The sequence below is a fragment of the Lentzea sp. CA-135723 genome, from assembly GCF_050936595.1.
GTDB lineage: Bacteria > Actinomycetota > Actinomycetes > Mycobacteriales > Pseudonocardiaceae > Lentzea.
The window spans coordinates 1,633,730-1,654,824 of record NZ_JBNJMK010000001.1 but is presented as its reverse complement, the minus strand read 5'-3'; the positions used below and the strand labels follow the sequence as shown (position 1 = coordinate 1,654,824).

The following is a 21,095-nucleotide window of genomic DNA, read 5'->3' as shown; positions in this document are numbered from 1 at the left end:
GCCAAGACCCAACGCAATGCCGAAGGCGAGGCGTCACTCCTGGAACCGCTGTCCAAGCGGTATCGGTGACGTGCCAACGCAACTCAGCCACGCACGCGAAGAGATTGGGGCTTGACTTTGGGTGCGAGGTGCTACCACTTGTGGCTCGGCCGGGCCTCTTTTCAGCCCGGCCTTTTCCGGTCCGACAAGCGCCTCGCAAGGGCCCCGAAGTCAAGCCCCAATCTCTATCGTCGCGAAGCGGCGATGAAATGACCCGGCTCGTCAAAGGTCTTTGCACCCCAACGCAACCACAAACAAGAGGTGACAGACCGGAGCGACCCCCCCGCATCGAGTGAACACCGGCACCCCAACCAACCCCCTCACCAGCGGCCCAGGTCACATCCCGTAACCCAAGACGACCCCAACCGAGTGAGACCCAGCTCGCACCGCGTCAAGATCCCGTCAAGGAACCCACCGCCGGTGTCAAGGTGTTGTCAGGCAGCGCTGACCTGCGACTTCTCCTGATGCACGCTTCCGACCGTCAAGGTCACATCGTTGAAGTCGGAAGGGAGCCGCGCCATGGCCGACCTGGCCTACGCGTTGCTGCTGATCGTGAGTTTCCTGGTCCTGGGACTCACCGTGCGCGGACTGGAGAAGCTGTGAGCACCGGTCTGATCGCGAACGTCATCGCGGGCGTCCTCGCCCTCGCGCTGATCGTCTACCTGTTCGTCGCACTAGTCCGGCCGGAGAAGTTCTGATGTCACCTCTAGCGGCCGGCCTGGCACAGGTCGGCATCCTCGTCGCCGCGCTGGCGGTGGTGTACCGCCCGCTCGGCGACTACATGGCCCGCGTGTTCCGCGTGCAGGAAGCCGCGCCACAAAAGCACTCGAAGGTCGAACGGGCGATCTACCGCTTCGCGCGCATCGACCCCGAGGCCGAGCAGAAGTGGAGCACTTACGCGTACGGCGTGCTGGGCTTCAGCTTTGTCGGCATCGTGTTCCTCTACGTCGTCCAGCGGGTCCAGAGCGTCTTACCGTTCGACTTCGGCCGCGGGAACGTGCCGGAAGGCATGGCGTTCAACACGGCGATCAGCTTCGTCACCAACACGAACTGGCAGTCGTACGTGCCGGAAGCCGTGATGGGCCACACGGTCCAGATGATCGGCTTGACCGTGCAGAACTTCGTGTCCGCCGCGGTGGGTCTCGCTGTCGCGGTCGCGCTGATCCGCGGCTTCGTCAGGCACCAGACGGATCGGCTCGGCAACTTCTGGGTCGACCTCACGCGCGGCACGCTCAGGATCCTGCTGCCGATGGCCGCGGTCTTCGCGATCGTGCTGATCGCGCTGGGCGTCACGATGAGCCTCAAGTCCGGTGTGGACGTTGACGGCCAGACCATCGCGAACGCGCCTGTGGCCAGCCAGGAGGCCATCAAGGAGCTCGGCACCAACGGTGGCGGCATCCTCAACGCCAACTCCGCGCACCCGTTCGAGAACCCGAACGAGTGGAGCAACCTCGTCGAGATCTTCCTGCTGCTGGTGATCCCGGTCGCGCTGACCCGCACGTTCGGGCAGATGGTCGGGCAGAGGAAGCAGGGGTACGTGCTGCTGGGTGTCATGGGCACCATCTGGGCCGGGATGCTCGCGGTCATCTGGGCGGCCGAGGCGAACGGCATCAGGCCCTTGGAGGGCAAGGAACTCCGGTTCGACGTCGCCGCCAGCGCGCTCTTCGCGAACTCCACCACGGGCACGTCGACCGGCGCGGTCAACTCGTGGCACGACAGCTACACCGGCCTCGGTGGTGGCGGCACGTTGCTGAACATGTTGTTCGGCGAGATGACGCCCGGCGGTGTCGGCACGGGTCTCTACAGCATCCTGGTGATGGCGATCATCGCGATGTTCCTGGCGGGTCTGATGGTCGGCCGCACGCCGGAGTACCTCGGCAAGAAGCTGGGGCGCAAGGAGGTCACGGCCGCGGCGGTGTCGATCCTCGCGATGCCGACCGTGCTGCTGATCGGCGCGGGCATCGCCGCGATCCTGCCGAGCACGCAAGGCGCGTTGAACAACTCCGGTGAGCACGGCCTGTCGGAGATCCTCTACGCCTACGCGTCGGCCTCCAACAACAACGGCAGCGCGTTCGGCGGCATCACGGTGACCAGCGACTGGTTCCAGTCGTCTCTTGGCCTGTGCATGCTCTTCGGCCGGTTCGTGCCGATCATCGCGGTGCTCGCGCTCGCCGGATCGCTGGCGGCGCAGAAGAAGGTGCCGGTCACGGCGGGCACGCTGCCCACCACCGGCCCGCTGTTCGCCACCCTGCTCGGGGCCAGCATCGTGCTGGTCGCCGCGCTCACGTTCGTTCCCGCTCTCGCACTCGGTCCCATCGCGGAGGCATTGCTGTGACCGGCACACTTCAGCGGACTCCCGAGGAGACCCGCGACCGGCACGCCGAGAACCTGGGCCACCAGGTCGGCGCCGGTGTCTTCGACCCCAAGCAGCTGCTCAGGTCGCTGCCGGACGCGCTGCGCAAGTTCGACCCGCGCCACCAGCTGCGCAACCCCGTCATGTTCGTCGTCTGGGTCGGTTCGCTGCTGGTCACGTTCTTCGCGGTCGCCGAACCCAGCGTCTTCACCATCGCCGTGACGTTGTGGCTGTGGTTCACGGTCCTGTTCGCGAACCTCGCCGAGGCCGTCGCGGAGGGCCGCGGCAAGGCGCAGGCCGAGTCGTTGCGCAAGACCAAGAAGGACGCCGTCGCGCGGCTCGTCAACGGCGACGTCGTGGCCGGCACCGACCTCAAGATCGGCGACCTGGTCGTGGTCGAGGCGGGCGAGGTGATCCCCGGCGACGGTGACGTGGTCGAGGGCATCGCGACCGTGGACGAGTCGGCGATCACGGGCGAGTCCGCTCCGGTGATCCGCGAGTCCGGCGGCGACCGTTGCGCGGTCACGGGTGGCACGACCGTGCTGTCGGACCGGGTGGTCGTCAAGATCACGACGAAGCCCGGCGAGTCCTTCGTGGACCGCATGATCGCACTCGTCGAGGGCGCGGAACGGCAGAAGACGCCGAACGAGATCGCGCTGACGATCCTGCTGTCCACGCTGACGATCATCTTCATGCTCGCGGTCGTCGCGTTGCAGCCGTTCGCGATCTACTCCGGCGGCGAGCAGTCGGTGGTCGTGCTGACCGCGTTGCTGGTCTGCCTGATCCCGACGACGATCGGCGCGCTGCTGTCCGCGATCGGCATCGCGGGCATGGACCGGCTGGTGCAGCGCAACGTCCTCGCGACGTCCGGCAAGGCCGTCGAGGCGGCCGGCGACATCGACACGTTGCTGCTGGACAAGACCGGCACGATCACCTGGGGCAACCGGCGGGCGACCGAGTTCATCGCGGTGAACGGCACCGACGACGCGACGCTGGCGGCGGCGTGCCGCCTGTCGAGCCTGGCCGACGGCACACCGGAGGGACGCAGCGTCGTCGAGCTGTGCGTCGAGCGGTACGACCTGTCCGCCGAGGCGAGTGACCACGAGAAGACCGGCGAGTTCGTGCCGTTCACGGCGCAGACCCGCATGTCCGGCATCGACCTCGACGGCCGCCGCATCCGCAAGGGCGCCGCGTCCGCGTTCGAGCTGACCGACACGGCCCGCGAGATCGTCGACCAGATCAGCGCGGACGGCGGCACGCCGCTCGTCGTCGCCGAGAACGACGTGGTGCTCGGGGTCATCCGGCTGAGCGACGTCGTGAAGCCTGGCATGAAGGAACGCTTCGCCGAGCTGCGCGCGATGGGCATCCGCACGGTCATGGTCACGGGCGACAACCCGTTGACCGCCAGGGCGATCGCGGCCGAGGCGGGCGTCGACGACTTCCTCGCCGAGGCCAAGCCCGAGGACAAGATGGCCCTGATCCGCAAGGAGCAGGAGGGCGGCCGGCTCGTCGCGATGACCGGTGACGGCACGAACGACGCACCGGCGCTCGCGCAGTCCGACGTCGGCGTGGCGATGAACACCGGCACGTCCGCGGCCAAGGAGGCCGGGAACATGGTGGATCTGGACTCGGATCCCACCAAGCTGATCGAGATCGTGGAGATCGGCAAGCAGCTGCTGATCACGCGGGGCGCGCTGACGACGTTCTCCGTCGCCAACGACCTGGCGAAGTACTTCGCGATCCTGCCCGCGATGTTCGCGGCGATCTACCCGGCGCTGGACAAGCTCAACATCATGCACCTCGCCACGCCGCAGTCCGCGATCCTCTCGGCGGTGATCTTCAACGCCCTGGTGATCGTGGCGCTGATCCCGTTGGCGCTCAAGGGCGTCCGGTACCGGCCGTCCAGCGCTTCGGCGTTGCTGCGGCGCAACCTGCTGATCTACGGCTTGGGCGGCGTCGTCACGCCGTTCGCCGGGATCTGGCTGATCGACCTGCTCGTGCGACTCATCCCCGGGATCGGCTGAACCATGGACAACTTCTTCAAGCAGGCGTGGGCGGGACTGCGGGTCCTGCTGGCGCTGACGGTGATCCTCGGCGTGGCCTACCCGGCCGTCGTGTGGGGCGTCTCGCGCATCCCCGGCCTGCACGGCAACGCCGAGGCTCAGGACACCTCTCTCGTGGCGGTGGTGCGGGAAGGCGACAAGTACTTCGTGCCGCGCCCGTCCGCCGCCACGCTGCCCGCGTCCGGTGGCACCAACAAGAGCGAGATCAACGAGGACTACACCAAGGTGATCGCCGAGCGCCGCACGGAGATCGCGCAACGCGAGGGCGTGGCCGAGGACCAGGTGCCGCAGGACGCCGTCACCGCGTCGGCCTCCGGCCTCGACCCGGACATCAGCCCGGCGTACGCGGAGCTCCAGGTCCCGCGCGTGGCCAGGGCTTCCGGGCTGCCGGTCGAGAAGGTGCGCGAGCTGGTGGCGGCCGCGACCGGGGGCACGTTCACCACGACCGTCAACGTGACGGCGCTCAACCGTGCCCTCGACGCTGCCTGAGCGGCGCCGCGGCGAGCTGAGGATCTACCTCGGCGCGGCTCCCGGTGTCGGCAAGACCTTCGCCGTGCTGGGCGAGGCTCACCGGCGCCGGGAGCGCGGCACCGACGTGGTCGTCGGCCTCGTGGAGACGCACGGCCGGGAGAAGACCCGCAACCTGCTGGACGGCCTGGAGATCCTGCCGCGCCGGGAGTTCCGGCACCGGGGCGTCGACTTCTCCGAGATGGACGTCGACACCCTGCTGGCCCGCGCGCCCGAGGTCGCCGTCGTGGACGAGCTGGCGCACACCAACGTGCCCGGCTCGCGCAACGAGAAGCGGTGGCAGGACGTCGAGGAACTGCTCGAAGCGGGCATCGACGTCCTGTCCACGGTGAACGTGCAGCACCTGGAGTCGCTGAACGACGTCGTCGAACGCATCACCGGGGTGCGGCAGCAGGAGACCGTGCCGGACGAGGTGGTGCGCAGGGCCGACCAGCTCGAGCTCGTCGACATCACCCCGGAGGCGCTGCGGCGGCGGCTCGCGCACGGCAACGTCTACGCGGCGCACAAGATCGATGCCGCGCTGGGCAACTACTTCCGGGTCGGCAACCTGACGGCGTTGCGGGAGCTCGCGTTGCTGTGGGTGGCCGACCAGGTCGACGTCGCCCTGCAGCGCTACCGCAGCGAGCAGCGCATCACCGACACGTGGGAGACGCGCGAGCGGGTCGTCGTGTCGGTCACCGGCGGGGCGGAGAGCGAGACGCTGATCCGCCGCGCCCGCCGGATCGCGTTGCGGGCGGGCGCGGAACTGCTGGTGGTGCACGTGCTGCGCGGCGACGGCCTCAGCGGCGCGACGCCCGAGCTGATCGCGAAGTGCCGCAAGGTCGCCGAGGACCTCGGCGCGACGTTCCACCAGGTCGTCGGGGACGACGTGCCGACGGCGCTGCTGGAGTTCGCACGCGGGGTCAACGCGACCCAGCTGGTGCTGGGCACCTCGCGCCGGTCCCGGCTCGCGCGGGCGTTCGACGAGGGCATCGGCGCGTCGGTGGTGCAGGAGTCCGGCGCGATCGACGTGCACATGGTCACGCACGACGAGTCGCACCGCGGGCTGCGCTGGAAGATCGGCCGCAACGCGCTGAGCCCGTCCCGGCAGCTCGCTGGCTGGGTGGCGTCGGTGCTGCTGCCCGCCGCGACGACGGTGCTGGGCCTGTTCGGGCGCGACGACGTCACCTACTCGACCGACCTGGTCGGGTTCCTGCTCGCCACCTGCGTGGTCGCGCTGGTCGGCGGGCTCGGACCGGCGCTGGTGAGCGCGTTCCTCGGGGCCGGGCTGCTCAACTACTACTTCACCGAGCCCTACTACAGCCTGGCGGTGAACTCACCGGAGAACGTGATCACGCTGGTGGCCATGGTGATCGTGGCGACGATCGTCGCGCTGGTGGTCGACCGCGCCGCCCGGCTCGGCGAGCAGGGCGCCCGTGCCCGCACCGAGGCCGCGTTGCTCGCCTCCTACTCGCGCACGGTGCTCACCTCGCCGTACCCGCTGGCCCGGTTGCTGGAGAAGATCCGGGAGAACTTCGGGCTGGAGTCGGTGGCGTTGCTGGAGAAGCGCGGCACGGACTGGGAACGCGTCGCGTGCGTCGGGGCGCGGCCGTGCGACGAACCGGACGAGGCCGACGCCGACATCGCCGTCACCAGTGACATCCACCTGGCCTTGAAGGGCAGGACCCTGCCCGCGAGCGACCAGCGCGTGCTGGAGGCCGCCGCCGGGCAGGCGCTGATGGCGTTGCGGCAGCAGCGGATGGCCGACGAGACGCGCGACGCCCAGCGCAAGGTCGAGACGACGGAGCTGCGCACGGCGTTGCTCTCCGGCGTCGGCCACGACCTGCGCACGCCGCTGACGTCGATCAAGGCCGCGATCGGCAGCCTGCGCGACCGCGACCTCGCACTGTCCGAAGAGGACGTTGACGAGCTGATGGAGACCGTGGAGGAGTCCGCCGACCGCCTCAACGGACTGGTGGACAACCTGCTCGACTCCTCGCGCCTCGCCACCGGTTCCGTGGCCCCGATCCTGCGGCCGGTCGGCTACTACGAGGTCGTCGCCAGGGCGATGTCGGCGGTCGACGAACGCCGCGCCGTCACCGTCGACGTGGACGAGGACCTGCCCGCCGTCGACGCGGACATCGGCCTGCTCGAACGCGTGGTCGCCAACGTCATCGACAACGCGCTGCGGCACGGCCGGATGTCCCCGCGCCGCAGCGTCGACGTGGACGGCGACGGCCGCATCACCCACGACGAACCGGAGGTCGCCGTCCGCGCGAGCACGCACGGCGCGTTCGTCGAGCTGAGGGTCGTCGACCACGGCCCCGGCCTGCACAAGAAGGCGCTGGCCGGCGTCTTCACCCCGTTCCAGCGCCTGGGCGACCGCGCCGCCACCCCCGGCGTCGGCCTGGGCCTGAGCGTGGCCAAGGGATTCACCAACGCGATGGGGGGCGAGATCACCGCCGAGGACACCCCCGGCGGTGGCCTGACCGTCGTCATCTCGTTGCCGGTGCACAAGGAGAACCGCGAATGACTTCCGTGCTGGTGGTCGACGACGAACCGCAGATCGTGCGCGCCCTGAGGATCAACCTGAGCGCCCGCGGCTACACCGTCATGACGGCCTACGACGGCAGAACCGCCCTGAGCATCGCCGTGGAGAGCAAACCGGACGTCGTCGTCCTGGACCTCGGCCTCCCGGACCTCGACGGCGTGGACGTCATCGCAGGCCTGCGCGGCTGGTCCTCGGTCCCGATCATCGTCCTGTCGGCCCGCACCGACTCCGCCGCCAAGGTGGAGGCCCTCGACGCAGGCGCCGACGACTACGTCACCAAGCCGTTCGGCATGGACGAACTGCTCGCCAGGCTGCGCGCCGCCGTCCGCAGGAAGTCCACCACCGTGCGCGTGCCGGACGAACCGGTCGTGCGGACGTCGACCTTCACCGTCGACTTCACGGTCAAGCGCGTGCACCGCGGCGAACGCGAGGTGCACCTCACCCCGACCGAGTGGGGCATCCTCGAGATCCTCGCCCGCAACCCGGACCGGCTGGTGACGCAGAAGCAGCTGCTGCAGGAGGTGTGGGGCCCCAAGCACCTCAACGAGACGCAGTACCTGCGGGTGTACATGGCGCAGCTGCGGCGCAAGCTGGAGAAGAACCCGTCGCACCCGCAGCACCTGATCACCGAACCGGGCATGGGCTACCGCTTCCAGGCCTGACGGCGCCGGTAGCTTGGTCGTCGTGTCCGGTGAACGAATCGCTGAGCGGGAGTGGCTCGCCGGGCTGCCGGACCATGTCGCGCTGTGGTGCGAGAGGTGGTCGCTGGAACCGGACGGCCCGCCGCGCTCGGGTGAGGCGGCGCTGGTCCTGCCGGTGCTGCGCCCAGGAGGCGGACCGGCCGTGCTGCGGTTGCAGATGCCCAAGGCGGAGACCAGGGCCGCGCTCGTCGGGCTGCGGGTGTGGGACGGCGAGGGCATCGTGCGGTTGCTCGACAGCGACCCGGTGACGTGCGCGATGCTCCTGGAACGGCTCGACGACTCGCGCACCCTGGCGGACGTCGAGGACGACGACGAGGCGATGACCGTGCTCGCCGGTCTGCTGCGCCGGCTGACCTCGGTGACCGCTCCCACCGGCGTGCCGCACCTTCGTGAGATCGCCGCCGACATGCTGGCGCGGACCCCGGAGGCGCTGGCCTCGCTGGCCGATCCGGCGGACCGGGAACTGCTCTCCTCCTGCGCCGCCGTCGTGGGGGAGCTCGTCGGCGAGCCGGGAGACCGGTTGCTGCACTGGGACCTGCACTACGGCAACGTGCTCGCGGCGCAGCGCGAACCATGGCTCGCGATCGACCCGGAGCCGCTGGCCGGGGACCCGGGCTTCGACCTGTGGCCGGCACTCGACAGCGCTTGGGACGTGACCGTTGACCCGGTCAGGCTGGTGCGCCGGCGGTTCGACCTGCTCACGGAGGCGTTGGAGCTGGACCGGGAGCGGGCGGCAGGGTGGACGCTGGGCAGGGTGCTGCAGAACTGCCTGTGGGACGTGGAGGACGGCGCGACCGCGCTGGACCCGCGCCAGGTGACGATGGCGCAGGCCATGGGTGCGCCCGAAGCCTGAACCGCGCTCGCCGTGGTCGACGTGCCCCATCGCAGTGGCCCGGACCGATGAGCGTGCCCCCGGTCCGCAGATCCGGGGACACGCTCCGGCAGCCGGGTGATGTGTCGGAGCACCCACTGCCTCGGCCCGTTATCGCCAGTGTTTCGCAACAGCCATATGATCGCAAGTGGATCGAGGGGTGGTTGCGATGCATGGAGTGGGCGGCGCCTTGCTGCTCGCGGGGGCGTCCCTGCTGGTGGGTTCCGCTGCCTTCCTGCTGGCGTTCGCGCTGGTCAAGGGCGAGCCGGCGACCCGGAGGACGGCCAGGCGGCTCGCCGTGAAGGTGCGCGTGACCCAGGTGGTGGCGGTGCTGGCCGCGGTGGCCGTGTGCGCCGGTTTCTGGCTGGACCGGTAGAGAGGGGAACCTCGGGCCGTTTCGTGCGTTGGTTCTGGTGAACGCCCAGCGATCCACCGGGAGGACCGGACGTGAAACTGCCGGACCACGAGCAGCGCGAACTGGAAGAGATCGAGCGAAGACTGGCCGAGGACGACCCCAAGTTCGCGGCGAAGCTCAACCGGCCCGCGCCGCGGGTGCCGCGCCGGACCCTGGTCCTGGCCGGGGTGCTCGCGTTCTACGTGGCGGGGCTGGTGGTCGTGATGACCGGGGTGAGCCTGGCCTCCGTGGTGCTCATCGCGCTGGGGGCCGCCATGGTCCTCGCGGTGTTCGGGTGGTTCGCCGTCCGGGTCTGGCGCACCCACCAGGACTAGCGGTCGAACGCTCCGCGCACCTTCGCCGGGGCCTTGATCCGCCACGCCTGCTCGACCAGCTCGGCGAGCTGGTCCGCGTCGACGTGCGCCAGATCGACCAGGATCGCGCCGTAGCCGTCGTAGTGCGGCGTCGTGTAGAACGCCGGGTCGCCGGACGCGAGCAGCGCCGCCTTCTCGTCGAGGCCGCACATCAGCACCAGCCCGCCCTCGGCCTCGCTGCGCAGCCGCGCGAAGCCCTTGCCCGCCACTTTCAGCGACGGCGTGCGGTACCAGGTCGACTCCTCGACCTCCGGCAGCCGCGTGCCCATCGTCACCACGTCGTCCCAGGTAGCCATGCCCGCCATCGTGGCAGCGGGCAGGGCGGCGAGCCTTGGACGAATGGAAACTTCAGCGCGGCAGCGTGAACACCACGGTCGTGCCACCGCCGGGGGTGGCCCGCAGCTGCACCGAACCGCCGTGACGTTCGACGATGCGGTGCACGATCGCGAGACCGGCACCGTGCCCGCCGCCGTGCGCGTCCCGCTTGTGCAGGCGGCGGAACAGCCGCAGCACCTCGGTGCGGTGCTCGGGCGCGATGCCGATGCCGTTGTCCCGCACGTGCACCGCGTCGCCGTCCAGGAGGACCTCCACGGTCCGCTGCCCCTCGGCACGGGCGTACTTCGCGGCGTTGACCAGCAGGTTCACCAGGACCTCCGACAACCGGTCGGCGTCGGCCCACACCAGCAGACCCGGCGGCGGCAGCACGACCTCCACCTCGCGCTCGGTCAGCCTGGGGCCCGCGATCTCCAGCGCCGCCAGCACGGCGTCGCGCAGGTCGAGCTCGGAGCGCCGCAACGACCCGTGGCCCAGCTGGGCGAAGTGCAGCAACGAGTTGATCAGCTCGTCCATCCGCTGGGCCAGGCGCTGCACGGTGTCGAGGCGGCGGACCGTCGTGTCGTCCAGGTCGGCGGCGTCCTCGCGGATGAACGCCGTGGAGTTGAAGATGCCGCGCAGGGGTTCCTTCAGCTCGTGCGCGGCCACGTGCGCGTAGGTGTCCAGGTCGCGGTTCGCACGGCTGAGCTCGTCGTTCAACGACGTCAGACGCGCGTGGTGGCGCAGCACCATCGTGGTGACGGCACGGCCGAACTCGCTCGCGACGGCCTCGTCGGTGGCCGTCCACGGCACGCAGTGACCGCGCGTCACGGCCTGGTAGACGGCCGACGAGCCGCGCGGCGTGAGGCGTTCGCCGCGCTCACCCAGCTGCACGGGCCTGTTCGGGTCCGTCGCCCACGTGCGGCTCGCCCGGCGTTCGGGCCGCACCCACGCGATGAGGTCGTCGGTGCCGCTGGCCAGCGCGAGCACCAGCACGCCGCTGAGGTGCTCGGCGTGCGGTGCCAGCGCGTCGGCGTGCGCCGAGAGGTTGTCGGTGCTCCACACCTCGCCGGCGTTCAGATCGGGCACGACCTCCCACAACGCGTCCAACGCGGGCAGCAGGGCCTCCCGGTCGCCGGTCACGACCGTCGTCGACCCCTCCAGCCGCAGCACGACGGCCTGGGCGTCGATCAGCTCGTGCAGCAGGTCCACGCTGGTCGACACGGACTGGGTGATGTCCGTGCTCAGCTCGGTGACCAGCCGGGACAACGCCGTGCGGGTGTCGTGCCGGGCCCGCGAGGTCTGCGCCTCCTCCAGCGCGGCGAGCTGCAGCGAGAGCGTCACGCCGAAGAACTCGCAGGCCGCGCGCACCTCGGGGTCGAGCCGGCGCGGCGCGACGCCGTGGCACGCGATGAGCCCCCACAACGACCCGGAGTGCAGCAGCGACACCGACATCGAGGACGCCACCCCGATGTTGCGCAGGTACTCCAGGTGGAACGACGACACCGTGCGCAACGCCGAGTCGGACAGGTCCAGCGGCGCCGACGTGCCCGGCAGCACCTGGGGCAGCAACGTGGCCGTGGCGTCGTCCACGTCGTGGATCACCCGGATCCAGTTGCGCTCGTACAGCCGCCTGGCCTGCGGCGGGATGTCGGTCGCCGGGAACCACAGCCCGAGCCACGCCTCGAGCCCGTCCGCCACCGACTCGGCGATCACCTCACCCGGACCGGCCTGCCCCTCGAACCGGTACGCGACCACCCGGTCGTACCCGGTCAGGGCGCGGATCTCGGCCACCGCCGACGCGCACACGTCGACGACGGTCCGCTCGTGCTGGAGCTTGGTCAGCGAGGCGCGCAGCCGGGGGAAGAACTGGGAGAACCGGAACGCCTCCTGCGCGGGCCGCGGCTCGAACTCCAGCACCGTCCGGCCGTCCGCGCGGTAGACGGTGACGTCGAAGTGGCCGCCGTCCAGCTCCAGCCCGACCAGCCCGCGGTCCCCGGTGGGGGCCTCCAGCGTCGACCACACCGCCGCGACGCCCTCGGCGTCGATCAGCGCCTCGACCGGCGTGCCGAGCAGGAGCTCCGGCGCCACGCCGAGCACGGCCGTCGTGTTCGCGCTCGCGACCTCGACCACGCCGGCGTCGTCCACCGCCAGCAACGCGCCGTAGGACTGGATGCCTCCCAGCAGGTGGATCGGCTCGGTCAGGCACACCGTGAGGTCGAACGACGTCGTGCCCGCCTCCGCCTCCGCCCGCGCGGCCTGGGCCCACTCCGGCCCCAGCGCGATGTCATCGGTACCGGGACCTTCTTGATCGTCGTGCATACTCGTTCCTGCTCCCGGTGGACGTGCGGAAAGGAGGTGCCGGGCCGAGTGACCGAGCGAGAAGCGCCGAGCTGGCCGGACCTCCTGCACGCGTTGTGGCGGGCCGCGTTCGCGGCGGGCAGCACCAAGGTCTTCGCCAAGGAACTCTACTTGGGGTTGCTGGAGCTGCCGCACGTCCGCGGCGTGCTCGGCGCCCGCATCGGCCCGGCGGGGGACGTGCTGGTCGTGAGGTGGGCCGACCACGATCGTGGCGTGCTGAGCGGCCCGCCGGGGCTCGCGGCGGACGTCCTGCCGTGGGTCGGGAACTCACCCGAAATCGTGACGCGGGACGTCGGTCAGACGAAGATCGCGGACCTCGCCGTGGCCGAGGTGGCCGCGTTCGCCCCGGCGCTGGCCGAACGGATGAGCGAGGTCGGCGGACAGTCCGTGGTGGCCTCGTCGTTCCGCGCGGCCGGCGGTGACCGAGCCCTGCTGGTGGTCGCCCTGGACGCCGCGCCGCAGGACGGGACGGTCACGACCGCGTTGCGGCAGATCGCCGACGTGGTGATCGCGGCCGACGACCGGATCGCCGACCAGGCGTTGCTCGACACCCGGCTCGCGGCGGACGCGGTGCTGGCCGAGGTCTCGCTGCGGCTCGCCCGGTCGCTCGACGTCGAGGAGACGCTGCGCGCGGTGGTGCGGATGGCGGTGCCCGCCCTCGCCGACGGCGCCGCCGTGCACGTGCCGCGCGACGACAAGTTCGTGCAGATCGCGGCCGCCCACGTCGACGTGCGCCGGGAGCGCCTGCTCAACGAGCACCTGCGCGACGGCAGGTGGGCCGGGGTGCAGGCGTCCGGCGACGAGATCGACGCGATGCCGTCGCTGCTGCCGGCCGACGTGGGACTCGAGCTGATGACCAGCGCCGTGCTCCAGGCGCGCGGCCGGGTGCTCGGCGTGCTGACGTTCTTCCACCGGGCCGGGGCGCGCCGCGTGCCCACCCGCGAGTTCGTGCGGGACATCGCGGCACGGGCGGCGCTCGCCATCGACAACTCCACCCTCTACAGCCGGCGGCGCGCCGAGGTCGAGGAGCTCCAGCTGCACCTGCTGCCGTCGGTGCTGCCCGACCTGCCCGGCGTCGAGATCGCCACCGGCTACAACGTCGCGGGCCACCTGCTGGACGTCGGCGGCGACTTCTACGGCGTCGTGCGGCAGCCGGACGGCTTCACCGCGCTCATCGGCGACGTGTGCGGCCGTGGCGCGGCCGCGGCGGCGTTGACGGGACTGGCCCGGCACACCGTCGAGACCATCCTGGAGGAGGGCGGCCGGGCGGAGGACGCGGTGCGCCTGCTCAACGCCAAGATGCTGCGCAACGAGGTCACCAAGTTCCTCACGCTCGCCACGGTCACGTTCGGCGCACCGAGACCGGACGGCCTGCCGCTGCACGCGCTGACCGCCGGCCACCCGCCACCGGTGATCATCCGCAGGGACGGCGGGATCGAGGAGACCACCTGCCGCGGCCAGCTGGTCGGCGTGCTCGACGACCTGACGTTCACCCCGGCGGACGACGTGCTGCGGCCAGGCGACGCGGTGATCCTCTTCACCGACGGGCTGGTCGAGGCCCGCGACGCGTCCGGCGCGTTCTTCGGCGACACCGACCTGGAGCCCACGCTGGCCGCGTTGCACGACCTCCCGCTGTCCCAGATGGCGAGCACGCTGGTCGCGGGCGACGGCCGGTACGCCGTGGACGACGACGCGGCCGTGCTGCTGATCAGGTACCTGGGCGACCGGGCGCTCGACACGACGCTCCCGGCGGAGCAGGCGCTCGACGCCGCCCTCGCCGCGGTCCGGTCGCTGGGCAGGCCGGTCGACCGCCTCACCACCTCGCTCGGACCGGGCGACGTGCGGATCACCGTGGACGGCGGCGCCGAGTGGGCGCGGGTCGAGTTCCACCAGGACGAACAGACGTGGTGGGAGGTCCTGTGACGACCGGCGAGGAACAGGTCGTGCTGGTCGTCGAGGACAGCGACGAGGACCGGGAGGCGATCCAGCGCGCCCTCTCCCGCTCGCACCCCGAGCTGGTGCTGGAGTTCCTCCCGGACGGAGACCAGGTCGCGGACCGGCTGCGGGACGCCTCGCGGTCGCTCCCCGCGTTAGTGCTGCTCGACCTGAACATGCCGGGAGTGGACGGGTACCGCGTGCTCAGCGACCTGCGCGCCGACCCCGATCCCCGGCTGAAGGACGTGATCGTCGTCGTGTTCACGTCCTCGACGACGTCGTCTGACATCGACCGGTGCTACGAGGCCGGCGCGGACAGCTACGTCTACAAGCCGGTGAACTTCACGCTGTTCCGGACGGTGCTCCAGGGGGCCGTCGACTACTGGCACACCAACGACTTCGTGCGTCCCGGCACGGACTGATGACGCTGCTCGCGCGCCTGCGCACCGAGACCCGGGCGGCCCATCTCGCGCTGGAGGACGACCTCGCGTTCGGTCCGGGAACGATCTCGCTCGCGCGGTACGAGGACCTGCTGGCGACCTTCCTCGGCCTCCACGAACCACTGGAACGGGCGGTGGCCGCCGCGATCGCGGAGCACGGCCTGCACTGGGAACTGTTACCCGGCACAGCGAATCTTCGTTCAGACCTGAGTGGACTCGGCTGGAGCCCTGAGCGGATCAGCGCGGTGCCGCGCACGGCGCCACCGGACGTGAGCACGCTTCCGGCGCTCGTCGGCGCGCTGTACGTCGTCGAAGGCGCGCGGCTCGGCGGCCAGGTGATCACGCGCTGGGTCGCGGACGTCCTCGGGCCGGTGCCGGTCGCGTTCTTCGGCGGCGACGGGGACGCGCGGCGCCGGTTCCGGCGGTTCGGGGTGATGGCGGAGGCCGCCCTGCCCGCCGCCGGCGCCGCGGCGGCGTGCGAGGCGGCGAACGCCTGCTTCGCGGTGTTCCGGTCAGGGCACCGCGACCGGGTGCAGCCAGCAGGCCACTGACCGGTCGTTCCTGCTCTGCCCGAGAGCCGGGGTCTGGCTGTCGCAGACGTCCATCGCACGGGGGCAGCGCGGGTGGAACGCGCACCCGCTCGGCATCGACCGCAGGTCCGGTGGCGAGCCGGGGATGCCCGCGAGATCCCGCCTCGGTCCCTTCAACGCGGGGAACGACCGCAGCAGCCCGTCGCTGTAGGGGTGCAGGGGAGTGCGGTACAGGTCCGCCGACTGCGCCTCCTCGACCACCTGGCCCGCGTACATGATCGCGATCCGGTCGGAGAACTCCACCAGCAGCGACAGGTCGTGCGTGATGAACACGACCGAGAACCCGAGCCGTTCGCGCAGGTCGACCAGCGTGCGCAGGATCTGCCGCTGCACCACCACGTCCAGCGCGGTGGTCGGCTCGTCCATGATCACGACGCGGGGTTGGAGGGCGAGGGCCATCGCGATCATCACCCGCTGCCGCATGCCGCCGGAGAGCTGGTGCGGATAGCTGTGCAGCCGGTCCGTCGCGATGCCGACCAGGGTGAGCAGCTCCCGCGCCCGGTCCTGGCGGGTGCGCGACGGCGTGCGCGGCGAGTGCGCCTCGAGCACGTCCATCAGCTGGGTGGAGATCCGCTGCACCGGGTTGAGCGAGTTGATCGCGCCCTGGAAGACGATGGCGATCTCGGACCAGCGCAGCCTGCGCAGGTCCGCGTCGGGCAGGCGCAGGAGGTCGACCTGCGAGCCGTCGTCCAGGTGGTAGATCACCTCGCCGCCCGTGACGACGCCCGGCGGGGGCAGCAGCCTGGTCATGCCGTAGGCCAACGTGGACTTCCCGCTGCCGGACTCTCCCGCCAGGCCCAGCACTTCGCCCTTGTGCAGGGTGAGGTCGACGTCGCGGACCGCGCGCACCGCGTCGTCGCCCAGGCCGTAGCCGACGTTCAGCCCCCGCACGTCGAGGATGCGGTCCTTCATGACGACTCCTTGGTCAGCGCCGGGGTCAGCACGGGGGTGAAGCCGACGCGCATGCGCACGCCCCGCAGGGACGACCGGGTGCGCAGGCGCGGGTTGACGTACTCGTCGATGCCGAAGTTGACCAGCGACAACGACGTGCCGAGCAACGCGATCGCGAGACCGGCCGGCACGAACCACCACCACGCGCCCTGGGCCAGCGCCTGCTGCGACTGGGCCCAGTAGAGCACCGTGCCCCAGTTCCAGCCGCCCGCGTCGGACACGCCGATGAACGCCAGGGTGATCTCGGAGATCACCGCGAACAGCACGGTGCCGACGAACCCGGACGCGATCACGGCGTACAGGTTCGGCAGGATCTCGAAGAGGATGATCCGCCACGTCGACTCGCCGTTCGCGCGCGCCGCCTCCACGTAGTCCCTGCGCCGCAGCGACAACGTCTGCGCGCGCAGCACGCGGGCGTTCCAGGCCCACGACGTCAGGCCGATCACCAGCGCGATCGTGAGGTTGCTGGTCTCGGGCAGCGACGAGGTGATGATGACGATCAACGGCAGCGCCGGGATCACCAGGAACACGTTGGACAGCGCGGAAAGCCCCTCGCCGGCCGATCCGCTGAGGTACCCGGCCGTGACGCCGACCAGCACCGACAGCACGGTCGCGACGACACCCGCGACCGCGCCGACGAACACGACGCTGCGCGTGCCGGCCAGGACCTGGCTGAAGATGTCCTGGCCGAGGTGGGTGGTGCCGAACCAGTGTTCCGACGACGGCGGCTGCAACAGGGCGTTGCTGCGCCCCGACGGTTCGAACGGCGCGAGCCACGGACCGACGACCGCCAGCACGGCGAACACGCCGAGCGCGACGAGTCCGGTGAGCGCCTTGGGGTTGTGGCGCATCAGGCCTCCCTGCGGGTGCGCGGGTCCAGCGCCAGGTAGGCGACGTCCGCGAGGAGGTTCGCCAGCAGCACGGACAGCGTGATGATGAGGAAGATGCCCTGCAGCAACGGGTAGTCCTTGGCGCCGACGGCCTGGAAGAGCTGCAGGCCGAGTCCGGGGTAGGAGAACACGATCTCCACCAGCAGCGTGCCGCCGACGATGAACCCGAGCGCCAGCGCGAAGCCGGACACGTTGGGCAGCAAGGCGTTGCGGGCGGCGTAGGCGAGCATGACCCGGCGTTCGGGCAGGCCCTTGGCGTGCGCGACGGTGACGTAGTCGTCCGACGACACCGTCACCATCATGTTGCGCATGCTGAGGATCCAGCCGCTGACCGACGACACCAGGATCGTGAACGCGGGCAGCAGGCCGTGCTGGACGGTGCTGCCGATGAACTGCCAGTCCCAGTTGGGGACGAGCCCGATCTCGTACGCGCCGGACGCCGGGAAGAAGCTGCCGGGGCCGGTGAGCAGCGCGATCGCCACCAGGCCGAGCCAGAAGTACGGGATCGACGAGACGAACGTGGTGACCGGGATGAGCGAGTCCGCCCACGTGCCGCGCCGCCAGCCCACCACGGCGCCCGCGGCGGTGCCGAGGAAGAAGCCGATCACGGTGGTGATGCCGACCAGGCCGACGGTCCACGGCAGGCCGTCGCCGATGACGTCCGCCACCGGGCTCGGGAAGAACGTGAACGACATCCCGAGGTCGCCGCGCAGCAGCTGACCGAGGTACGAGAAGTACTGGCTGGCCAGGCTCTCGTTCTTGTCCAGTCCGAAGAGGACGTACAACGACCTGACGGCCTCGCTCGTCATCTGCCCGCGCTGCTTGGTGATCAGCGCCTGCACCGGGTCGCCCGGGATCATCCGCGGCACGAAGAAGTTGATCGTGACCGCCGCCCAGACCGTGAGCAGGTAGAACCCGAGGCGTTTCAGCAGGTAGCTCACGACGCCTCCTGCTCGCCGTGCTCGCCGTAGAGCCAGCAGGCGGCGTAGTGCCCGTCGCCCAGCTCGAAGCGCGGCGGCACGTCCGTGCGGCAGACGTCCATCGCGAACGGGCAGCGCGGGTGGAACCGACAGCCCGGCGGTGGCTCGATCAACGACGGCGGTTCGCCGGCTCCGCCGTCCTTCTCTTCCACCGCCGGCCTGTCGGGGTCGGGGGCCGACTCGATCAGCAGCTGCGTGTACGGGTGCGCGGGCCGTTGCGTGACGGTCTCGCTGTCGCCGCCCTCGACGATCTGGCCCGCGTACATCACGATCGTCTCGTCCGCGAAGTAGCGCGCGGACGCGATGTCGTGCGTGATGTAGAGGATCGAGAGGTGCAGGCGTTCCTTCAGGTCCCGCAACAGGTTGAGCACGCCGAGCCGGATCGAGACGTCCAGCATGGACACCGGTTCGTCGGCCAGCAGCACCTCCGGGCTCGCCGCCAGCGCCCGCGCGATCGCCACGCGCTGCCGCTGCCCGCCGGAGAGCTCGTGCGGGTACCGGTCGAGGTAGCGCTCGGCGGGCGTCAGGTGCACTCGGGTCAGCAGGTCCGCGAGCGACGTCTCCAGGTCGTCGCCGCGGTTGCCGTGGATGGTGAGCGCCCTGGTCAGGTGGTAGCGGATGGTGTGCACGGGGTTCAGCGACGCGAACGGGTCCTGGAAGATCATCTGAACCCTGCGGCAGTACGCGCGGAACCTCCTGCCTCTGGACAGGCCTCCCGTCACCGCGACGTTCGCGCCGTGCATCCTGATCTCGCCGGACGTCAGCGGGTAGAGCTGGGCGAGCAGCCGCGCGACCGTCGACTTGCCAGAGCCGGACTCGCCGACGAGCGCGGTCACGCTCGCCCTGCGCAGCTGGAACGACACCCCCTCGACCGCGCGCACCGCCTTCCTGGTGCGCGCGAACGGCTTGCTGATCGGGAAGTGCTTGGTGAGGCCGTCGGCCTCCAGGACGATCTCCGAAGAGACCGTCCCGGAGACCGCCGGCGCTGCCTCGGCCGTCACGAGGCAGGCCTCAGCTTCAGCACGATGTCGAGGGCGTTTTCGAGGGTCGGCTGAACGGGGGCGTACTGGTCGGAGTCGCTCGGCCAGCCCACCCAGTTCTTGGTGCTGTACTGCCCGCCGCCGTTCGCGGCCGACGTGATGATCACCGGCATGTCCTGCACGAAGATCTTCTGCAGCTCCTGCAACGCCGCGTTGCGCACCGACTCGTCGGCCGCGTTCGCGAAGTCGTCGAGCGCCTTGGTGGCGGCGGGGTTCTCGTAACGGCCGTAGTTGCCGTTGACGCCGGGCGTGCCGATCGGCTTGTACAGCGCACCGTCCATGATGGACTGGTAGATGTCGTACAGCGTCAGGCCGTTGTTGGTCCAGTGCATCGCGGCACCGAAGTCACCGGTGTCGAGCGCCTTGGTCCACGCGTCGGCGTTCTGCAGGTTCACCGTCGCGGCGATGCCGATCTTGGAGAAGTTGTCCTTGATGATCTCCAGGTCGGTGACGTAGTCGGACCAGCCGGACGGGACGGTGAGCGTGATCGTGACGGGCGCGCCGTCCTTGCCCTTCAACGTGTTGCCGTCGAACGTGTAGCCCGCGTCGGTCAGCGCCTTCTTCGCGCCGTCGACGTCGACGGTCATCTTCTTGTCCTTGAACTGCGGGGCGATGAACGACTCACCGGCGGGCGTCGGGATGCCGGTGATGTTGTCGACCTTCGGGTAGAAGTAGCCCGCCTCGCCCTGCATGAAGATGTCGTCGCGGTTGACGACCATGTTCGCGGCCCGGCGCAGGGCGGGGTCGTCCCACGGCTTCGCCTTGGTGTTGAACCAGAGTCCGTGCACGCCGAGCACCGGCGGGAACCACAGCTTGTGGTTCTTCGGGTCCTTGCTGGTGTACGCGGCCTCGTAGTTGGGGATGAAGACGAAGCTCCACTCCGCTGCGCCCGTGGCGAGCGCGTTGGTCTGCGCGTTGTTGTCGCTGTAGGAGGTGTAGCGCAGCTCCTTGACCTTCGGGAGCTCCTGCCAGTACTTGTCCCGGATCGACAGCGTCACCGTCTGCGGGGTGAACGACTTCAGCGTGTACGGGCCGCTGCCGATCGGGTCCTTCAGCGTCTCGGTCGACGGGTTGGCGAACGTCGACCACTGGTGCTTGGGCACCACGAACTGCTCGAGGATCTTCTTCTGGTTGACGAACTGCGACTTCGGGAAGGTGACGGTGACCTCGCTGCCGGAGAACGAGATGTCCTGGTACGGCACACCCTCGATGTTGAGCCCCGGGTTCTTCTTGAGGAGCTCGAAGGTGTACGCCACGTCCTCGGCCGTCAGCGGCTTGCCGTCGGACCACGAGACGCCGTCGCGGATGGTGAGCGACAGCTTCTGGAAGTTGTCCGACCAGGTGAACTTCGTTGCCAGCCAAGGCTTCGGCTGGTCTGTCACCTTGACCTCGTTGACCATGGCGAGCGGTTCGAAGAGCAACCGCCGGTAGCCGAGCGACGAGGACGCCGACGAGTTGAGGAACGGGTTGTTGTTCTCGGTCTGGGGTCCGTTCGGCATGCCCACGTTGAGCACGCCGGCGGAGTTGCCCCCACTGCCTGGATTTGTGGCTGAACAGGCACCGGTGAACGCCAGGGCGGTCGCGGTGACGGCAGCGCAAACACGCCTCATTCTCATGGAAACTCCTTGTTCTCCAACGAAAGCGAGAAGAATCAAGTGAGCGCTTGGAAGAAGGTGACCGCGCGTGCCATCGCGGGTGAGGCCGTTGTGGCCCCTGGTCGCCGTAGAGTAGACGCCTGACCTC

19 protein-coding genes are annotated in these 21,095 nt (G+C 70.1%); 12 read left to right on the top strand and 7 right to left on the bottom strand.

What is annotated here, in order from left to right; translation table 11 throughout:
• Positions 1-638: 638 nt before the first annotated feature.
• From kdpF to ACQEU1_RS07025, 9 genes are all read left to right on the top strand, one after another.
• The gene (gene kdpF, locus ACQEU1_RS07065) at positions 639-737 is read left to right on the top strand and encodes a K(+)-transporting ATPase subunit F (RefSeq protein ID WP_433197485.1); all 99 of its coding nucleotides are present in this window, start codon (positions 639-641) and stop codon (positions 735-737) included.
• Entirely contained in the window at positions 737-2,374 is a 1,638-nt protein-coding gene (gene kdpA, locus ACQEU1_RS07060) for a potassium-transporting ATPase subunit KdpA (RefSeq protein ID WP_433197483.1), read from the top strand. The genes kdpF and kdpA overlap by 1 nt, the downstream gene beginning before the upstream one ends.
• Positions 2,371-4,416, top strand: coding sequence for a potassium-transporting ATPase subunit KdpB (gene kdpB, locus ACQEU1_RS07055; protein ID WP_433197481.1), 2,046 nt, complete (start codon positions 2,371-2,373; stop codon positions 4,414-4,416). Before kdpA ends, kdpB begins: the two co-directional genes overlap by 4 nt.
• 3 nt (positions 4,417-4,419) lie before the next feature.
• Positions 4,420-4,944 carry a potassium-transporting ATPase subunit C gene (locus ACQEU1_RS07050; RefSeq protein WP_433197479.1) on the top strand — a complete coding sequence of 175 codons (525 nt, stop codon included), beginning with the start codon at positions 4,420-4,422 and terminating at the stop codon, positions 4,942-4,944.
• Positions 4,925-7,495 (top strand): DUF4118 domain-containing protein, encoded by a 2,571-nt coding sequence (locus ACQEU1_RS07045; protein WP_433197477.1) that lies wholly within the window; start codon positions 4,925-4,927, stop codon positions 7,493-7,495. Before ACQEU1_RS07050 ends, ACQEU1_RS07045 begins: the two co-directional genes overlap by 20 nt.
• Positions 7,492-8,175, top strand: a complete 684-nt coding sequence (locus ACQEU1_RS07040; RefSeq protein WP_433197475.1) for a response regulator — start codon at positions 7,492-7,494, stop codon at positions 8,173-8,175. Before ACQEU1_RS07045 ends, ACQEU1_RS07040 begins: the two co-directional genes overlap by 4 nt.
• 13 nt (positions 8,176-8,188) lie before the next feature.
• Positions 8,189-9,067 carry an aminoglycoside phosphotransferase family protein gene (locus ACQEU1_RS07035; protein ID WP_433197473.1) on the top strand — a complete coding sequence of 293 codons (879 nt, stop codon included), beginning with the start codon at positions 8,189-8,191 and terminating at the stop codon, positions 9,065-9,067.
• A gap of 187 nt (positions 9,068-9,254) precedes the next feature.
• Positions 9,255-9,461, top strand: coding sequence for a hypothetical protein (locus ACQEU1_RS07030; protein ID WP_433197471.1), 207 nt, complete (start codon positions 9,255-9,257; stop codon positions 9,459-9,461).
• A 71-nt stretch (positions 9,462-9,532) separates the two neighbouring features.
• Positions 9,533-9,814: a DUF3040 domain-containing protein gene (locus ACQEU1_RS07025; protein ID WP_433197469.1), complete on the top strand. Its 282-nt coding sequence runs from the start codon at positions 9,533-9,535 to the stop codon at positions 9,812-9,814.
• Here ACQEU1_RS07025 and ACQEU1_RS07020 read toward each other — a convergent pair.
• Positions 9,811-10,149, bottom strand: coding sequence for an MmcQ/YjbR family DNA-binding protein (locus tag ACQEU1_RS07020; RefSeq protein WP_433197467.1), 339 nt, complete (start codon positions 10,147-10,149; stop codon positions 9,811-9,813). The two genes, ACQEU1_RS07025 and ACQEU1_RS07020, sit on opposite strands and share 4 nt — an antisense overlap.
• A 52-nt stretch (positions 10,150-10,201) precedes the next feature.
• A complete protein-coding gene (locus tag ACQEU1_RS07015) occupies positions 10,202-12,487 on the bottom strand; it encodes an ATP-binding protein (RefSeq protein ID WP_433197465.1) in 2,286 nt (761 codons plus the stop codon).
• Between the two features lie 48 nt (positions 12,488-12,535).
• Here ACQEU1_RS07015 and ACQEU1_RS07010 point away from each other — a divergent pair, with 48 nt between their 5' ends.
• From ACQEU1_RS07010 to ACQEU1_RS07000, 3 genes are read left to right on the top strand one after another with little or no spacing between them, the layout of a single operon-like run.
• Positions 12,536-14,449: a PP2C family protein-serine/threonine phosphatase gene (locus ACQEU1_RS07010; protein WP_433197463.1), complete on the top strand. Its 1,914-nt coding sequence runs from the start codon at positions 12,536-12,538 to the stop codon at positions 14,447-14,449.
• A complete protein-coding gene (locus ACQEU1_RS07005) occupies positions 14,446-14,883 on the top strand; it encodes a response regulator (RefSeq protein ID WP_433197461.1) in 438 nt (145 codons plus the stop codon). The genes ACQEU1_RS07010 and ACQEU1_RS07005 overlap by 4 nt, the downstream gene beginning before the upstream one ends.
• On the top strand, positions 14,883-15,452 hold the full coding sequence (locus ACQEU1_RS07000) for a biliverdin-producing heme oxygenase (RefSeq protein WP_433197459.1): 570 nt from the start codon (positions 14,883-14,885) through the stop codon (positions 15,450-15,452). Before ACQEU1_RS07005 ends, ACQEU1_RS07000 begins: the two co-directional genes overlap by 1 nt.
• Here ACQEU1_RS07000 and ACQEU1_RS06995 read toward each other — a convergent pair.
• From ACQEU1_RS06995 to ACQEU1_RS06975, 5 genes are read right to left on the bottom strand one after another with little or no spacing between them, the layout of a single operon-like run.
• The gene (locus tag ACQEU1_RS06995; RefSeq protein WP_433197457.1) at positions 15,414-16,403 is read right to left on the bottom strand and encodes an ABC transporter ATP-binding protein; all 990 of its coding nucleotides are present in this window, start codon (positions 16,401-16,403) and stop codon (positions 15,414-15,416) included. The two genes, ACQEU1_RS07000 and ACQEU1_RS06995, sit on opposite strands and share 39 nt — an antisense overlap.
• On the bottom strand, positions 16,400-17,293 hold the full coding sequence (locus ACQEU1_RS06990) for an ABC transporter permease (RefSeq protein WP_433197455.1): 894 nt from the start codon (positions 17,291-17,293) through the stop codon (positions 16,400-16,402). Before ACQEU1_RS06990 ends, ACQEU1_RS06995 begins: the two co-directional genes overlap by 4 nt.
• Positions 17,293-18,273 carry an ABC transporter permease gene (locus ACQEU1_RS06985; RefSeq protein ID WP_433197453.1) on the bottom strand — a complete coding sequence of 327 codons (981 nt, stop codon included), beginning with the start codon at positions 18,271-18,273 and terminating at the stop codon, positions 17,293-17,295. The genes ACQEU1_RS06990 and ACQEU1_RS06985 overlap by 1 nt, the downstream gene beginning before the upstream one ends.
• Positions 18,270-19,313: an ABC transporter ATP-binding protein gene (locus ACQEU1_RS06980; RefSeq protein ID WP_433197451.1), complete on the bottom strand. Its 1,044-nt coding sequence runs from the start codon at positions 19,311-19,313 to the stop codon at positions 18,270-18,272. The genes ACQEU1_RS06985 and ACQEU1_RS06980 overlap by 4 nt, the downstream gene beginning before the upstream one ends.
• Positions 19,310-20,962 (bottom strand): ABC transporter substrate-binding protein, encoded by a 1,653-nt coding sequence (locus tag ACQEU1_RS06975; protein ID WP_433197449.1) that lies wholly within the window; start codon positions 20,960-20,962, stop codon positions 19,310-19,312. Before ACQEU1_RS06975 ends, ACQEU1_RS06980 begins: the two co-directional genes overlap by 4 nt.
• Between the last annotated feature and the right edge of the window lie 133 nt (positions 20,963-21,095).

Bases quoted from the DNA above. Each gene is read 5' to 3' on its own strand.
- kdpA (WP_433197483.1), top strand. From the start codon at position 737: ATGTCACCTCTAGCGGCCGGCCTGGCACAGGTCGGCATCCTCGTCGCC.
- ACQEU1_RS07050 (WP_433197479.1), top strand. From the start codon at position 4,420: ATGGACAACTTCTTCAAGCAGGCGTGGGCGGGACTGCGGGTCCTGCTG.
- ACQEU1_RS07040 (WP_433197475.1), top strand. From the start codon at position 7,492: ATGACTTCCGTGCTGGTGGTCGACGACGAACCGCAGATCGTGCGCGCC.
- ACQEU1_RS07030 (WP_433197471.1), top strand. From the start codon at position 9,255: ATGCATGGAGTGGGCGGCGCCTTGCTGCTCGCGGGGGCGTCCCTGCTG.
- ACQEU1_RS07020 (WP_433197467.1), bottom strand. From the start codon at position 10,149: ATGGCTACCTGGGACGACGTGGTGACGATGGGCACGCGGCTGCCGGAG.
- ACQEU1_RS07015 (WP_433197465.1), bottom strand. From the start codon at position 12,487: ATGCACGACGATCAAGAAGGTCCCGGTACCGATGACATCGCGCTGGGG.
- ACQEU1_RS07000 (WP_433197459.1), top strand. From the start codon at position 14,883: ATGACGCTGCTCGCGCGCCTGCGCACCGAGACCCGGGCGGCCCATCTC.
- ACQEU1_RS06995 (WP_433197457.1), bottom strand. From the start codon at position 16,403: ATGAAGGACCGCATCCTCGACGTGCGGGGGCTGAACGTCGGCTACGGC.
- ACQEU1_RS06990 (WP_433197455.1), bottom strand. From the start codon at position 17,293: ATGCGCCACAACCCCAAGGCGCTCACCGGACTCGTCGCGCTCGGCGTG.
- ACQEU1_RS06975 (WP_433197449.1), bottom strand. From the start codon at position 20,962: ATGAGGCGTGTTTGCGCTGCCGTCACCGCGACCGCCCTGGCGTTCACC.